General features: G+C 60.9%; 5 protein-coding genes. All 5 read left to right on the top strand.

Translation table 11 applies throughout. The annotated features are described in order from the left end of the window. Positions 1 to 162 precede the first annotated feature (162 nt). The 5 genes from OVY29_RS14420 (at position 163) to OVY29_RS14400 (ending at position 16,216) form a co-directional block, all read left to right on the top strand. Positions 163 to 3,417, top strand: a complete 3,255-nt coding sequence (locus tag OVY29_RS14420) for a TM0106 family RecB-like putative nuclease (protein WP_313911613.1) — start codon at positions 163 to 165, stop codon at positions 3,415 to 3,417. A 3-nt stretch (positions 3,418 to 3,420) separates the two neighbouring features. Continuing rightward, positions 3,421 to 4,530 carry a DNA repair exonuclease gene (locus OVY29_RS14415; protein WP_313911612.1) on the top strand — a complete coding sequence of 370 codons (1,110 nt, stop codon included), beginning with the start codon at positions 3,421 to 3,423 and terminating at the stop codon, positions 4,528 to 4,530. Next, complete coding sequence (locus OVY29_RS14410; protein ID WP_313911611.1) at positions 4,527 to 7,157, top strand: AAA family ATPase; 2,631 nt, start codon at positions 4,527 to 4,529, stop codon at positions 7,155 to 7,157. Before OVY29_RS14415 ends, OVY29_RS14410 begins: the two co-directional genes overlap by 4 nt. A 357-nt stretch (positions 7,158 to 7,514) precedes the next feature. Continuing rightward, positions 7,515 to 10,406: a DNA methyltransferase gene (locus OVY29_RS14405; RefSeq protein ID WP_313911610.1), complete on the top strand. Its 2,892-nt coding sequence runs from the start codon at positions 7,515 to 7,517 to the stop codon at positions 10,404 to 10,406. Beyond that, on the top strand, positions 10,403 to 16,216 hold the full coding sequence (locus OVY29_RS14400) for a DUF3320 domain-containing protein (RefSeq protein ID WP_313911609.1): 5,814 nt from the start codon (positions 10,403 to 10,405) through the stop codon (positions 16,214 to 16,216). The genes OVY29_RS14405 and OVY29_RS14400 overlap by 4 nt, the downstream gene beginning before the upstream one ends. The last annotated feature ends 129 nt before the right edge of the window (positions 16,217 to 16,345 follow it).

Here is a 16,345-nt window from a genome sequence, read left to right as displayed (position 1 = left end):
TTGCGCTGCGCGCGCCTCCGGTCGGGCTCCGCCCTCCCTACGCCGCGCGCAGCGCAAGAGCGCGTGTCCGATCAACCTTGCGCCATCTTGAAAAGGGGGTCCCTTTTGCGCGCCGATAGGGGGTCCCGTTTGCACGCCGATTGACATTCAGCGACGGACCTGATGCGGTTCGTCGGCTGCGCGCATGCGACGGCGCTCGACCTTGCCTATATGCGCGGCGAGCCGCTCACTCCCCGGGAAGATACCGAGGATGCCGCGCTGCTTCAGAAACAAGGCGATGCCCGTGAGGCCGCCCATTTGGAGAAGCTGAAAGACGCGGGCAACGGGGTATTCGAGATTGCGCGCGGCGACCTTGCACAGAATGCGGACGAGACGCGCGCGGCCTTGGCACAAGGCTCGCAGATCATCTTCCAAGGAGCTTTTCTCGCCGAGCGCTGGGGTGGCTGGTCCGATTTTCTTGAGCGGGTCGAGCGACCATCATTGCTGGGGCCGTTCAGTTATGAAGTGACCGACACCAAGCTCAAGCGCAAAGCCCATCCCAAGCATGTGCTGCAGCTCGTGCTCTATTCCGACCTTTTGGCAGAGATCCAGGGCGTGATGCCGGAGCGCGCGCATGTGCAGCTAGGAGATGGCACGCGCGCGACGCTGCGTTTGGCCGACTATGCCCATTATGCGCGCGGTGCGCGGGCTAAGCTTGAGGCCTTTGTTGCTTCCCCTGTTCCAACGCGGCCGACCCCATGCGCGGATTGTTCGCTGTGCCGATGGGCCGACCATTGCGACACCGTCCTCGCGAGCCAGGACAGCCTGTTCCAGGTCGCCAATATTACACGCGGCCAAGTGAAGAAGTTGGAGGCATCCGGCATCGAAACCATGGCCGCGCTGGCTCGGCATGACGGCCCGGTGCGCGGCGTTGCGAGTGCGACGGCGGAGAAGCTTGTCGGCCAGGCCAGACTGCAGCACGCGCGCAAAACCGGCGAACCCGCCTTCGAGTTGCGTCCGGCACAGCCAGGCAAAGGCTTTGACCTGCTCCCTCGGCCGCAGGCGGGCGATCTCTTCTACGACATCGAGGGCGACCCCCATTATGAGGGAGGCCTTGAATATCTGCACGGCGTGTGGGCCGATGATAGTTTCCATGCCTTCTGGGCTCATGACCATGCGGCCGAAGCGCAAGCGCTCGAACGGTTGCTTGCGTTTTTTCGCGATCGGCTCACGGCTTATCCGCAGGCCCGCATCTATCATTACGCACCCTATGAGATCACCGCGCTGCGGCGTCTCACCACGCGCTATGGTATCGGCGAGGCCTTTCTCGACCGACTCATGCGCGAACGCCGCTTTGTCGACCTCTATGCGGTCGTGCGCGGCGCGCTCATCGCTTCCGAACCGAGCTACTCCATAAAGGCGCTGGAGGCCTTTTATGGCTTGAAGCGCGAAGGCGAGGTCAAGACAGCGGGCGGGTCGGTCGTTGCTTATGAAAACTGGCGCGAGACGGGCGATCAGCAAATCCTCGACGAGATCGAGGACTATAATCGGATCGATTGCCAGTCGACCCAGCTACTGCGCGATTGGCTAGTCGGTATCCGGCCCGATGGTCCCTGGCCCGTGCTTACGCAGGACGCGGCTGAGCAGGAGGTGGTCGAGGACGAGGAAACGACGGCGCTGCGCGATCGCCTGGCCGCATCCTCTCTGACTCCAGAGCGTCAGGAATTGCTGTTCAACCTGGGGCTGTTCCACAAGCGTGAAGCCAAACCTGCTCAATGGACGGTTTTCGATAGCGCGGCGCGCGATGAGGAAGACCTTGTCGATGATCTCGACGCCCTGGCGGGACTCGAGGCGATATCCGGGATCGAACCCATCAAGCGTTCGGTGATGCGCACCTATCGCTTTCCGTCTCAGGAAACCAAATTGCGCCAAGGCGGCAAGGCCACTGTGCCCGGGATTGACGGGCCGCCGTCAACCGTTGCGATTGAGGCGCTGGATCGCGATGCATGCACGATCACCTTGAAGGTCGGCGTGGCAAGGGCCGAACTCCTCACCGATCGGCTGACCCTGCATCCGGATTGGCCGCTCGATACCAAGGTGTTGGCCGCAGCGGTGCGCGACGTGATCGAGGACCAATGCGGGCCGCGGCTCTATCGTGCCGTCGATGATCTGCTGTCGGGCGCCGCCCCGCGCCTGAACGGCATCGACGGCGATATCCTCTGCGGCGGGGAACCGGTGGCGGGCGCCATTGCCGCGGCGCACGCCATGGACCAGACGCTGCTCCCGATCCAGGGACCGCCAGGCACGGGCAAGACGCACGTCACGGCCCGGGTGATCCTGGCGCTGGCTAAAGCGGGACATCGGGTCGCCGTCGCCTCGAACAGCCATGAAGCGATCCGCAATGTTCTGCTCGGCTGCCTGCGTGCTAGCGAGGAAGAAGGTGGCACCTTTCCCGTGTCGTTTGCCCACAAGGTTTCCGGAGGCGATGATGGCTATGCCAGCGATTGTCCCGTTCACCGCGCCACGGCCAATGATGACCTGATCCTCGCCCGCGCCAATGTGGTCGGCGGCACGGCCTTCTTCTTCGCGCGCGATGAGAATGTGCAGGGCTTCGATTGGTTGTTTGTCGATGAGGCGGGGCAAGTGGGCCTCGCCAACATGGTCGCCATGGGGCGGGCCGCGCGCAATGTCGTGCTGGTCGGCGATCCGCGCCAACTGCCTCAGGTCATCCAGGGCGCGCATCCTGCGCCTGCCAACCTGTCATGCCTGGAATGGATGCTGGGCGAACATGCCACGGTGCCTGCCGATCGAGGCATATTTCTTGCCGAGACCCGCCGGATGCATCCCGCAGTTTGCGACTTCATCTCCGACCAGGTCTACGAGGGACGCCTTGCCAGCCATAGCGATACCAAGCGCCAGAGCGTTACCGGAACGGCCTGGCCCACGGCCGGCGCGTTCTGGGTGCCGGTTGCTCATGACGGTAATGCCCAGATTGCCGCTGAGGAAGTTGCGGCGATCGGCGCGGCAATCGAGAATCTCCTGCAAGGGAGCTGGACCGACAAGAGCGGCGCCACGCGCCCTGTCGGCCCCGGCGACATCATCGTGGTCGCTCCCTACAACGCACAGGTCAACGCGCTGCGGGCAGGGCTGCCGAGCAGCATCCGCGTCGGCACAGTCGACAAGTTCCAGGGCCAGGAAGCCCCTATATGCCTGGTCTCCATGACGGCTTCCTCGGCCGACGAGACCGCCCGCGGCATGGAATTTCTCTTCTCGCTCAACCGCATCAATGTCGCGGTTTCACGCGCCAAAGCGCTCGCGCTTGTATTTGGCAGCGACCGCTTGCGCGAGGCCAACTGCAGCAGCATCGAGCAGATGCGGCTCGTCAACACGCTCTGTGCCCTTCCTCCATTTTCTGCGCCCCACAATACGGGATCTTGATCCATGCGTTTCCTCCACACAGCTGACTGGCAGCTCGGCAAGCCCTTCGGCCGGTTCGAGCCCGAGGTGCGCGCGGCGCTTGGCGAAGCCCGATTCGACGCTATCGACCGGATCGGCGAAGTCGCTGCCGCCAACCAGGTGGAACATGTCATTGTCGCAGGCGACATCTTCGATACCGAGGGTCCCGAAGATAGGGTCATCGTCCAGGCAGTCTCGCGCATGCAGCGCTATCCCTGCCGCTGGTGGCTGCTCCCGGGCAATCACGACTATGCCCGCAACGGCGGACTGTGGGACCGCGTCCGTCACAAAGCCTCGGACAATATCATCCTGCTCACCGAGCCCGTCGCGCAGGAGATGGAAGCAGGGCTCTGGCTGCTATCCGCACCGCTCCTCCACCGTCACCATCTCGACGATCCGACCGAGTTGTTCGACAGCATGGAAACGCCCGGCGCGAAGCTGCGTATCGGCCTTGCTCATGGTTCGATCCGCGATTTTTCTGCGCGCGGCGAGACCAAGAACCAGATCGCGCCGGATCGCGCGAAGCGGTCCGGTCTCGACTATCTGGCGCTCGGCGATTGGCATGGCGCGCTCAAGGTCGATCCGCGCACCTGGTATGCCGGAACTCCCGAAACCGACGGTTTTCAGCGCGATGAGCCGGGCCATGCCCTGATGATCGAGCTTGCGCCGGGAGTGGAGCCAAAGGTGGAACCCGTGCGCACCGGCCGATTCCAATGGCTGCTCAGGGATTGGACCTTGCAGGACATGGCCGCCTTTTCGGCGGAATGCGACGTGCTGCTCTCGTCTATCGATCCTGCGGCAACGTTGCTGCGCCTTTCGCTTGCAGGCATTACGAGCCTTGCCGACCGTGTCGAGATCCTGTCGCGGCTCGAAGATGACCTGCGGCATCGCCTCCGTTTCCTGGATGTCCGGGCGGACGATCTTGTCGGCCGGCCGGGCGAGCAGGACTTGGCGGATCTCAAGGTCGAGGGATTGCTCGGCATAGCGGCTGAGAAACTCACCGAGACAATCGCAGCCGGCGGGACTGAAGCCATATTGGCGCGGCGCGCGATGGAGCGGCTCTTTGTTGAATATCATCGGGGGAGCCAAGCATGAGCCTCCAACTGCGGCGGATCAGCCTCAACAATTTCCGCAAGTTCCGCGAGCCCCTGACGATCGAAGGGCTGGGCGAGGGGCTCAACATCGTCATCGAGCCCAACGAGAGTGGGAAATCCACGATCCTTGAGGCCCTGCGTGCGGCTTTCTTCGTCCGCCATGCCACGAAGAATCAGCTCGCCCAAAGTTTTGCGCCTTATGGGGAGGCGGTCGCGCCAGAAATCGAAGTCAGTTTCGATATTGGCGCCGACAGCTGGAAAATCGCCAAGCGCTTTCTCAAAGGCCCCCAAGTCGAAGTCACGGGGCCGCAGGGCCGGGCGCAGGGCGAGGAGGCTGAAAATCGGCTGCAGGCGCTTCTAGGGTTCGTCAAGGATAGCAGCCAGCGTGGTGACCCGACCACCTATGGCGCGCTCGGTCTGCTTTGGGTTCCGCAGGCGCAGGCGCTCGAAGTGACGGCGCCCGGCAGCATCGTGCGCAGCAGCATCCAGGCGACGCTGGAGGCGGAGGTCGGGACGATCGTCGGCGGCGCTGCCTATGAGCGCGTCCGAAAGCGGATCGATGAGCAATATGACATTTACTGGACGCCCACTGGAAAGGCGCAGTCGAAGGGGCGTTGGCAGGCGGCGCGGGATCGAGACCAGCAAGCGCGGCAGACCGCTGCGGACGCGACTGTTCGGCTCGATGCGCTCGAAAAGAGCTTCAGCGAGCTGGAAACGGCGCGCGGCCGACTCAAGGTTATCGAGCGGGAGCTGACGGACGAGACCGAGCAAGAACAGCGCGCCAATCTTGTTCAGGCTCTAGATGTCGCCAAGGCTGCCGCGCAGATCCTGGAGACGCGCAAAGCTGAACATGAAAATCTCTCTACCAACCTCGATCGTCTCGAGGATCTGCAGGCTCAGCACGAGGCGGCGAGGGAAGCGCTCACGGCCGCTGGTGAATCTTTGGCCACAATCACCGCCGATCGCGATCAGCTTGCAGGTCAGCTGGAAGCGGGACGCACGAAAGTCGCTGACGCGAAGGCAGCGCTCGACAAGGCGCGTAATGATCGCGCCACAGCTCGCCAGGCGCTTGTCGAGGGGGAGGGACGTCTCGCTGGGCGTCAGCGCCGCGCGGCGATCGCCGATGCACGCCAGCGGTGCACCGATCTACTCGACCTTGAAAGGCAACTGGTCGATGCTCGCCATCAGGCCGCACGCGTCATTCCGGCTGAGGCGCTCGCTCGCTTGGAAGCCAATGACCGCGCTGTCGCGGAGGCGCGGGCAGCCGTCAATGCTGGCGCTACCACAATCGAGCTTACGGGCGACGCTACGGGCATCACCATGGACGGCGAGCCCCTGACACCAAATAGCCCGCGCACCTTGACCGGTGAGACTCAGATTGCCTTGGGTGACGGCATCCTCTTCATCCGCCCGCCGGCAACGGCAGCCAGTGCAACCGCCCGCCTCGCCGAATTGCTCGAGCGACAGGATCTGGAGCTGGCCGAATGGCAGCTGGCCGACCTTGCCGCGGCGCGGACGCGAAACGATACTTCGCGCGACGCGCAGGGGACCGTCCAACTGCTGGAAACCAAGATCGCCGGCCTCACGCCGGCGCAGCCGCTGTTGGATCTCGCGGCAGGCCCCGATGCTCTCAAGCTGTTCGTGGCCGGTGTCCCAGCGGAATCGCCGGCGTCTGATGAAGACGAGATCTCGACCGATCAGCTCACCCGACGCCTGGAAGCAGCAGAAACTGCCGCGGTGCGCGCTGAAACACTGCACGACCAAGCCGTTCAGGACCTGCGTGAAATAGAGGATAGGGACCGCCCGCTTGCCGCCGAGCAGGCGGGCGCGGAGCGCGATCAGACCCATGCGTCGGATCGCATCGCTCAGCTCGAACGGAAGCCGGATTTTGCCGGGCTTGCCGACGCCATCGTTAAAGCCCGGGAGGATGCGGCCCAAGCCGCTGTCAAACTGGCCGAGGCGACACGCGACGCCACCGCGCATGATGTGCAGGCGATCAACCGCAAGATCGAAACGATTGATAGCCGGGCAAGGGCCGGTCAAACCCGGCGGAGCGACCTCGAAAAGGATATCGCCCGCCTTGAGGCGATCATTGAGAGCGAGGGTGGCAAGGGCCTGGCGAGCCTGGCCGCGGCCGCAGCCGAAGAAGCCGATGCCGCAACACAGTCGCTGGCGCGCCTCGACGAAGAGGCGGCCACGATCAAACTGCTCAAGGATGTGCTGGACGAGGCGCGCGCGGAGGCATCCCGGACCTTCGTTGGCCCAGTGGCCCAGCGTGCTCGCGTCCATGTCGAGCGCCTGTTTCCCGGCGCCGACATCAGCTTTGACGAAGAGCTCGGCCTGGCCTCGGTCACGCGATCAGGCCTGAACGAAGCCTGCGGAATGCTTTCGAAGGGGACGCAGGAGCAGCTGGCGGTGCTGACCCGCCTTGCCTTTGCCGACATGCTGCTGGAGCAGGGCATGCCGGTTTCGCTGATCCTCGACGATCCGCTGGTCTATTCCGACGACGGCCGGCTCGATCTGATGACGGAAATCCTGGAGGAAGCCTCTCAGCGTATGCAGGTGATCCTGCTCACCTGCCGGGACCGAGCATTTCGGCATCTTGATGCAACCCGCGTGCAGATCTGAGGGAGCTAAGAAACGCGAACATGCGACACACATGGACACACTATGAAGGACATCAAGATCGTGATCTGAACTTGGCATGCGATGGACTACCGGTATGATAGCTCAGCAGTGAAAATAGAGCATTGCTCGTAGGTTGTACGTAATGCGGTGGGGTTAGTGTTATTTCCTTGGGGGGCTGCTCTTGGCGACGTGGTTTCAAACTAATCCGGTTGCGCTGAAGGATCTCATGCGCGAGTGCCATGAAGGTAAGTTGCAACTTCCTGATTTTCAACGCGGATGGGTTTGGAATCAGGACAGGATCGTCGACCTGCTTGCGTCGATTCCCGAAGGGTTTCCCCTTCACGCACAAGGTTTTGCATGACCCCGCACGAGTTTCTTTCCAAATGGCGCAACGTTGAGCTTAAGGAGCGAACGGCATCCCAGAGTCATTTCAACGACCTGTGCCGCCTGCTGGGTGTTGACGATCCGATTGCCGCCGATCCCAAGGGCGAATGGTTCACCTTTGAGAAGGGCGCCACCAAGACCAGCGGCGGCGAAGGCTGGGCGGATGTCTGGCGCAAGGGCTGCTTCGCTTGGGAATACAAGGGCCGCGCCGCCAACCTCGGCAAGGCATTCGACCAGCTGCTGCGTTATTCGATCGCACTGGAAAGCCCGCCGCTGCTGATCGTGTCGGACATGGAACGCATCCGCGTCCACACCAACTGGACCAACACGGTCCAGCAGGTCCATGAGATCGCGCTGGAGGATCTGGCCGACGCGGGCAAGCGCGACTTGCTGCGCGCCTGCTTCGACGATCCGGAACGTCTCCGCCCGACCAAGACTCGGCAAATGCTGACGGAAGAGGCGGCGCAGGAGTTCGCCGCCCTGGCGCAACGCCTGCGCGAGCGAGGGCATGAGGCCCACGCAGTGGCGCACTTCGTCAACCGGCTGGTGTTCTGCATGTTCGCCGAAGACGTGGACCTGCTGCCCAACAAAATGTTCCAGCGGATGCTGGAGGCCAGCCATAGCGCGCCCGCGCAGTTCACCAGTCATGCCCGCACTCTTTTCGCGGCGATGAAGTCGGGCGGCATGGTCGGCTTCGAAAAGGTCGAGTGGTTCAACGGTGGCCTGTTCGACGATGATAGCGTCATCCCACTGGAACAAGCCGACATCAACAACCTGCTGACCGCCGCCAAACTGTTTTGGGACGAGATCGACCCGTCGATCCTCGGCACCCTGTTCGAACGCGGGTTGGACCCGGACAAGCGCAGCCAACTCGGCGCGCACTACACGGACCGCAACAAGATCATGATGATCGTGCGGCCAGTGATCATCGAGCCGCTGGAGCGCGAATGGGCAGACGCAAAAGAGCGCATCACAACGCTAATCGAAAATGCGCCCGTGCAGACGAAGGAAAAGTTGCTGCGCGGCAAGGACCTCGCAGCGCGGACAAAAGCGTTCAATGATGCGACCGCCATCCACCGGGCATTTCTGGATCGGCTCCGGAATTTCCGCGTTCTGGACCCGGCGTGCGGGTCCGGCAATTTCCTCAACCTGTCATTGCTGGCGCTGAAGGACATCGAGCATCGCGCCAATCTGGAGGCCGAGCAGCTGGGCTTACCGCGCGAATTTCCGCGCGTGGGGCCGGAGAATGTGTTGGGGATCGAGCTCAATCCCTATGCCGCCGAACTGGCGCGAGTGTCGGTATGGATCGGCGAAATCCAGTGGATGCGCCGAAACGGCTTCGATGCGTCACGAAACCCGATCTTGCGGACCTTGGGGAATATCGAGCAGCGGAACGCTATCGTGAATGCCGATGGCACGGCAAGCCTGTGGCCGGATGCCGAGGCCATTCTAGGGAACCCACCATATCTCGGCGCGAAACTGATGAAGCGTAAGCTGGGCACGGATGAAACCGCTGCCATCCGTTCCGTCTATGAGGGCCGTTTGCCCGGCTTCACCGATCTTGTCTGCTACTGGTTCGAAAACGCCCGGTCCAAGATTGAAGCCGGGCTGGCCAAGCGCGCAGGCTTCGTGGCCACTAACTCTATTCGTAAGAACACAAATCTTCCTGTCATGCACAGGGTTGTCGCCACTACGCGCGTATTCGATGCCTGGCCGGAGCAGAAATGGACTATTGAAGGGGCGGCGGTTGATGTCTCGCTGGTTTGCTTCGGTGAAAGCGAACAACCAACGAGATTGAACGGCGCTGAAGTTGATTCCATCAACCCAGACCTGACTACCGGTCTCAACCTGACACTCGCGGGTCCACTGCGTCAGAATGCCGATGGCGCATTCCTCGGCATCCAAAAAAGCGGACCGTTTGACGTGCCTGGCAAGATCGCGCGCCAGTGGCTGTTGGAGCCATCTAACCCTAACGGCAAAACAAACAACACAGTGCTCAAGCCTTATTGGAACGGCGATGATGTAACCGGACGGCCGCGGGACTACTGGTTCATTGACCTACCGCTGGGGCTTTCCGAAGGAAATGCGGCGATCTTCTCCTCGGCCTTTCATCACATCGCAACCACACCTGATGCCGACGGCAAAACGGTTAAGCAGTTGCGAGAAGAGTTGGCAGAGAGGGCCGGACCAAGATGGTGGGAGCCTCATTGGCCTCGGGCAGAAATGAGATCTCGGATCGCAAGCGTTGACCGCTATATTGTCACCCCGGAAACTGCTCAGCACAGGCTATTCGTTTGGTTGAGGTTGCCAGTCTTGCCGGACAAGAACTTGATTGTCATTCCTCGAGATGATGACACTACTTTCGGCATCCTGCATAGTCGCATGCACGAGCTTTGGTCGCTCCGCAAAGGCTCAGATTTGCAGGATCGGCCGCGCTATACTCATACTTCCACATTTGCGACCTTCCCATTCCCCCGAGGCCTCACGCCCGACATCCCTGCCACCGATTATGCGAATGATCCGCGCGCTCAGGCCATCGCAGTTGCTGCCGCGCGGCTTAATGAATTACGCGAAAACTGGCTCAACCCATCCGATCTAGTCGGCCGCGAACCCGAAGTGGTGCCCAGTTATCCTGATCGCATCCTACCAGTGGACGAGGCTGCAGCGAAGGAACTGGACAGGCGCACGCTCACCAATCTCTACAATGCCCGCCCTGCCTGGCTTGACCATGCCCACCGCGTCCTCGATGGAGCCGTCGCCGAAGCTTATGGCTGGGGTGACGATTTCCGCGCCGGATTGCTCAGCGACGATGAAATCCTCGTCCGCCTGTTCCGACTCAATCAGGAAAGGGCCACGGCGCAATGAGCGGATTTGACATTGTCACCGCCATGCAGGCTTTGGGTTTGCCCGCTGCCTTGGCGATTGAAGACAATCTCCGCGCCATCGAAGATCTTGTCGATTTCCATTACGATGATCGCGAACGCCTGGGCCTAATGAGAGGCGAACTGCACAGATTCCGGCACCCCTTGGCGCGCTCAATTGTCGAGCGCATCGACTCCCATATGCAGAATTTTCAGGACTTCTCGTCAGAAGAGCAAGATGATTTGCAAGTTGGAAACGAAGTGATGGCCACCCGCGCAGCGAAAGGACCGGAGCTGACGGCCGCGCATGCTCGTTTGATAAGCCTGATCGACTATGTGGAGGCCACCGAGCGCGACCGACTGAAGGTCGAACTCGATTATCGCAGCCATCGCGGCTTTGTCGCGACGGAAGATGAGGTTGCCGGACTGCCTGGCGTGTCGCTCGATCAGGGGTCTGGGGATGATCCCGTCTGGCTGCGCGTTGAACGGCTCGCCAAGATCGCGCCGCCAGCGCCACCGAATCAGGAACTGGCACTCTGGCTATCCCTGCGCGACGATGTAGCAGCGATACCGTCACTCAAGGTGGAAATCGCCACAGCCGGCCTTGTCGAGCTCGAATTGCTTAACGCGGAAGAAGCGCCGCAACACATCGCCTTGTCCGATTATGAGCGTCGAGACAGCGTCGAGGCGGCCTTCCATGCCTGGCTAGAAGGGGCATGGAGACTATGGGCAGAACGCGAAAAGCCCCGCCGCGAGACCATCAAGCTGTACAACGCCCTTTATATGCTGCGCCAGCAGTTGGAGGGGGTCAGCGACGTTCCGCTCGAACTGATATGCGGCATTGGCTTTGCAACGCTGTTCCGCAACGGCCAACGTCTACGTTACCCACTGTTGTCGATGACGATGGAGCTCTCACTCGACGAGCAAACCCATTGCATCGAAGCGCGTCCGCGCCTTGAGGCTGATCCAGACCTTGAGATCGATCCACTCGGTCGGATGGGCCTGCACGCGCTGGACCAATGGCGTACAGCCACAGAAAGATTCCTGGCGGCACTGGACGAGGTAGCGCTTTCGCCCTTCGCATCCGAGAGCTTCGAGCCCGTGTTGCGCCAAGCCTCGGCACTGTTCGATCCAGATGGCATTTATGTGCCGGATGCAAATCCGGCCGAGGCGCGGCGGATACCCTCAGTTGAAACGCACTTGCAGGTCAGCACCGCGTTCGCCTTCTTCCAGCGCGAGCGGCGCGCAACGCAGCTGATGGAAGATCTCCGGCGCTTCCGGGCGGCCCTGCTGGACGGCGCGGAGCCCCCCGATCTACCTGCCGCCGTTGCCGCCCTATTGGTCGAGCCGTCCGATACGATCGAAGAACCCGAATACCCGCAGTTCCGTGGTATATCGACCATTCCCGGCGTCACCTCACCGGACGGCTCGGGTAGTGACCTGTTTTTTCCCAAGCCGTTCAATCGCGAGCAGGTGGAGGTGGTGCAACGGCTCGAAGTGCGCCCGGGCGTCGTGGTCCAGGGGCCGCCGGGCACCGGCAAGACGCACACGATCGCCAACATCATCAGCCATTACCTTGCGCTGGGTAAGCGGGTGCTCGTCACCTCCCAAAAGGCACCCGCCTTGCGTGTCCTGCGCGACAAGCTGCCTGAGGCGGTGCGACCGCTTGCGGTGAGCTTACTCGACAGCGACCGCGACGGTCTGAAGCAGTTTCAGGAGTCGGTCGACATCATTGCTGAGAAGCTCCAGCGGCTACGCCGCCATGAGCTTGAGCGGCAGATTTCTGACCTCGATCATCAAATCGACAACCTGCACCGCAGCCTCGCCCGTATTGACAATGAAGTCGATACGATCGGGCGAACGGCAGTGTCACCCGTCGTGCTAGACGGAGAAACGATCGAACCCGTGCGGGCGGCACGGATGGTAGTGGCCGAACCTGAACTGGCAAATTGGTTGCCGGATGATGTTGATGCCGATCCAGAAAACGCTCCCCGTTTCGACGATAGCGACATCGTGGCGCTCAGGCAGGCGCGACGGAAGGTTGACCAAGACATCGGCTATCTGGGCGTTCCCATCCCGAAATTGGCCAGCCTGCCTTCCATTGACAGCCTGCTGCCCGTTCACCGCGATCTGTCCCGGGCCGAAGAACTGCGCCGACAAATCGCCGCAGGTACGTTGCCGAACCTTCGAATATCGGAAGGGGAAGCCGAAGCCCAATTGGCCGGCCTCGCGCATGAGCTGGATGAGCTTGGCGTCCTGGATACGAAAGTGGCCTCAGCACCATATACGTGGACGACGGCCGCCATTCGCGACGCTAGGAGCGGCGAGGACCAAGAGATGTTGGCGGCGATTGCTCGTCTCCAGCCAGATATCGACCACCTTATCTTAGAAGGGAGCCACTTCCTAACCCGGCCCATCAATGTGCCAGATGACGTGCTCGACGATGAAAAGCTGCTTGAGGCCTTGCAGAGGCTTTGCGAAGGCAAGGCGGCATTAGGTTTTGTGGGTGGTCTCTTCGCCGGGAAGGTCAAGGCAAAGCTGGCGCAGGTTACGTTGCTTGGCGAGGCTCCGCGAAACGCGGACGAATGGCTCGAAATTCAACGGTTCATCGTCGGTATCAAGCGTTCGCGCAAGCTTCGCCGAGCCTGGAATCATCTCGTTTCGTTGGGCGTGGGCGACCAGATCGATCAGGATGGCCTCGCGATTGCGAAGCGCATGCGCGCACAACAGCAACACCTCGAGAATGTCGGCGCGCTTGTCTCCCAACAGCAGCTTGTCGATGGCCGGGCGCGGGAAATCATTGCCAGTTGGGCTCTGTCGGTATCGGAGGGTAGCCCAACCGCCGGCAAGCTACGTGAGGTGGTCGAGACGCACCGGTTGAAATACCGGCTGGAAAGCGCCGAAGCTATACGCTCCAGATTGATCGCTTCCCTGGCATCGGCTGGTGGCGACATTGCCCGCGAGTTGCAGGACTATGCAGTACGTGCTCTGGGCAACCCGGATGTCTCTAACGAAGCCTTCCATTCGGAATGGCAAGGCCTGACCCTCAGGCTTGCTCACATCGAAGGTCTTTTAGAGGCTTTCGAAACGATCCAGGCGGTTTGCACAGCCATTTCGGCATCGGGCGGCTCTCGTTGGGCAGAGGCACTCCGTTCCGAACCAGTCGAAGGCATGGAAGACAGCCTCACCCCGGGTGATTGGGTCAAACGCTGGAAGCTCAGGCGACTTGGCACTTGGCTTGCACGCATTGATCGTCATGCCCGTTTGCAAGAACTTGGCAGTGAGAGAGCCGAAAAGGAGGCCCTGCTCAAGGAAGCATACGAACATTCGATCGAATTGCGGACCTGGCTCGAGCTAAGCCGGAAAGCGACCGATGGCGTGAAGGCTGCTTTGGCGGCCTATGCGGATGCAGTTCGCAGGATCGGCAAGGGCACTGGCAAACGGGCAGGGCGATATCGTCGGGAGGCACGAGCTGCGTCCGATCGCGCCAAGGGGGCTCTGCCTTGCTGGATCATGCCGCACTACCGGGTGTCGGAATCGTTGCCTGCCGATCTCGGCCTGTTTGACGTCGTCATCGTGGATGAAGCGTCGCAGTCAACCGTGGCAGCTCTTCCAGCATTGTTACGCGCCCAGAAGATCCTCATCGTGGGCGATGACAAGCAGGTAAGCCCCGAGCTCGTTGGGCGCGATCAGGCCCGCGCTGATGAACTCGCCAGCAGGCACCTCGCGGCCCAAGTAGCGGATTATCGTTCCTGCTTGCGGGAAGAGCAGTCCCTGTACGACCTTGGCAAGGTCGTTTTCGCTGGCGGCGCCATAATGTTGACGGAGCATTTTCGCTGTGTCGCTCCGATCATCGAATTCTCTAAAGGCCAGTTCTACGGCCATCGGCTGACGCCGCTGCGGTTGCCGATGGCATCCGAGCGGCTGGATCCGCCTTTGATTGACGTTTTCGTGGAGGACGGCTTCCGCAAGGGAGACGTGAATGTTCCCGAGGCGGAATTCATCGTCTCTGAGATCGCGGCGATCGCGGAAGACGAAAGGATGTCGAAGCGAACGATCGGCGTCACCACATTGCTGGGTCAGAACCAGGCCGCGCACATTTACAAGGAGATCGAGCAGCGTCTCGGAACTGAGGTGATGGAGCGCCACACCATTCGGGTTGGTGATCCGACCGCTTTCCAGGGTGATGAACGGGACATCATGTTCGTCTCGTTGGTGGCACAGCGGGAGGATAGCCCGCTTTCAGGCAATCGATATGAACAGCGCTTCAATGTCGCCTTGTCGCGGGCTCGAGATCGAACCTACCTTGTTCGCTCGGTTGAGCTGGATCAGCTGCGCACGAGCGATCAACTGCGTCGATCCCTCCTGGAGCATTTTCGATGCCCCTACCCGGCTGAAACTTCTGATCTGAAGGATCGGCGTGATCGGTGCGAATCCGATTTCGAGCGGGAAATGTTCGACTTGCTTTGCGAACGCGGCTTCCGGGTCAACACTCAGGTTCGTGTCGGAAACTTCAGAATCGATCTCGTGGTCGAGGGGGACAACGACCAGCGCATTGCCATCGAATGCGACGGGGATCGCTACCACGGGCCCGACAAGTGGCCAGATGACATGATGCGCCAGCGTATCCTTGAGCGTGCCGGTTGGACGATCTGGCGTTGTTTCGCCTCGCGTTTCGTTCGCAATCGGCAGGCAGTAGTCGATGAAGTTGCCGCATTTCTTGCCGCGCGCGGAATCAAACCGGTCAACGATGGCGAAGAATGGATAAGCCGTCATACGGAATTGCGGACTTGGCGGCTTCCTTGGCCCGATGACACCGAGCCTGCACCTGCGGCAGAGCAATCACCGGCTGATGGTGGTGCAACCGCTGATGCTTGGCCGGAGCCAGCTCAAAAAACGGATGCCCTCAGCGCCGCCGAAGCGCCCGATTCCAATGTGAACTTGACGCGTGTCACCGAGTCACAGGTTCAGAACGCCATTCTCAATCTGATGTCTGATAGACGCGTTTGGTCTAATGGTGAGTTAAAGAAGGCGCTGGTGGACGTCTTGGCTCTGTCCGACGCAGATCGGGCACCCGCCAACTTTCGCCCGGGCGAGGAAAAGTGGGAAGAACTGGTAAACAATGCCCTTTCCCCTTCTCGTGGAAATTCGCTTCATTCAAAGGGCTTGGTCAAGAGCGCAGGGCGCGGCCTGCATGTCCTGTCTGATGACGATAAGGCAGGGCCCGTCGACAAAGCCGCCGTGGTCCGCCTCTCCAGCCCCGAGGATGGCGAGAAAAGTTATTCGCCTCCTGCAATCGAAATCGGCACCGAATACCAAATCGCCTCTCTGGTTGTGCCATTGGAAGAGGTCGAACAGATCTATCAGCCAGAGTATAAGCCAAGACTTGAAAGGCTGATCGACGCCACACTTGAGGCCGAGGCGCCAATGTATGAAGACATCCTGATTGAAAGGATCGCCCGCGTTCACAAAAAGGAGCGGGCAGGCCGGATTATTCAGGATATCGTTACACAGGCAATTTCCGATCGTCATCCATCGGTGCAAGAAGATGGCCGGAACGTGGTGTTCCACGAAACGATGGATACTGGCCAGTTGGTTGCGTATCGACCGGCCCGATCAGATTGGCGATCTCACCGAGACATTCCTCTCATTGAACTCGCGAGCCTAGCTTTGCCTCTTGTCCGAAGAGGCAAGGCGGAAGCCGATGTCCTTGCCCATTTTGCACGGACTTTCAGCTTGGCTCGATTGCGGGAGCCTACGAGGAAGCGGTTTGAAGCTGCTATCGCAATGGCAAAAGCGACGCGCGAGAATTGATCTCAGGCTGGTGAACGCCCTGCGTTATCGCGGCCGTTCAAGAAAGCTGGCAGCCGTCGAACGTGGGCACCGCACTACTGAGGCTCAGACTCCGGTAATTTAACATAAGATATATTATCGTTTTTCACA

This window comes from Sphingopyxis sp. SE2 (genome assembly GCF_032227185.1).
In the GTDB taxonomy this organism is placed as follows: Bacteria; Pseudomonadota; Alphaproteobacteria; order Sphingomonadales; family Sphingomonadaceae; genus Sphingopyxis.
The sequence above is the reverse complement of the archived record's forward strand: the minus strand, read 5'-3'. Positions and strand labels throughout refer to the sequence as shown.

Excerpts from the sequence above, each read along its gene's own strand:
- OVY29_RS14420 (WP_313911613.1), top strand. The coding sequence starts at position 163 with ATGCGGTTCGTCGGCTGCGCGCATGCGACGGCGCTCGACCTTGCCTAT.
- OVY29_RS14415 (WP_313911612.1), top strand. The coding sequence starts at position 3,421 with ATGCGTTTCCTCCACACAGCTGACTGGCAGCTCGGCAAGCCCTTCGGC.
- OVY29_RS14410 (WP_313911611.1), top strand. The coding sequence starts at position 4,527 with ATGAGCCTCCAACTGCGGCGGATCAGCCTCAACAATTTCCGCAAGTTC.
- OVY29_RS14405 (WP_313911610.1), top strand. The coding sequence starts at position 7,515 with ATGACCCCGCACGAGTTTCTTTCCAAATGGCGCAACGTTGAGCTTAAG.
- OVY29_RS14400 (WP_313911609.1), top strand. The coding sequence starts at position 10,403 with ATGAGCGGATTTGACATTGTCACCGCCATGCAGGCTTTGGGTTTGCCC.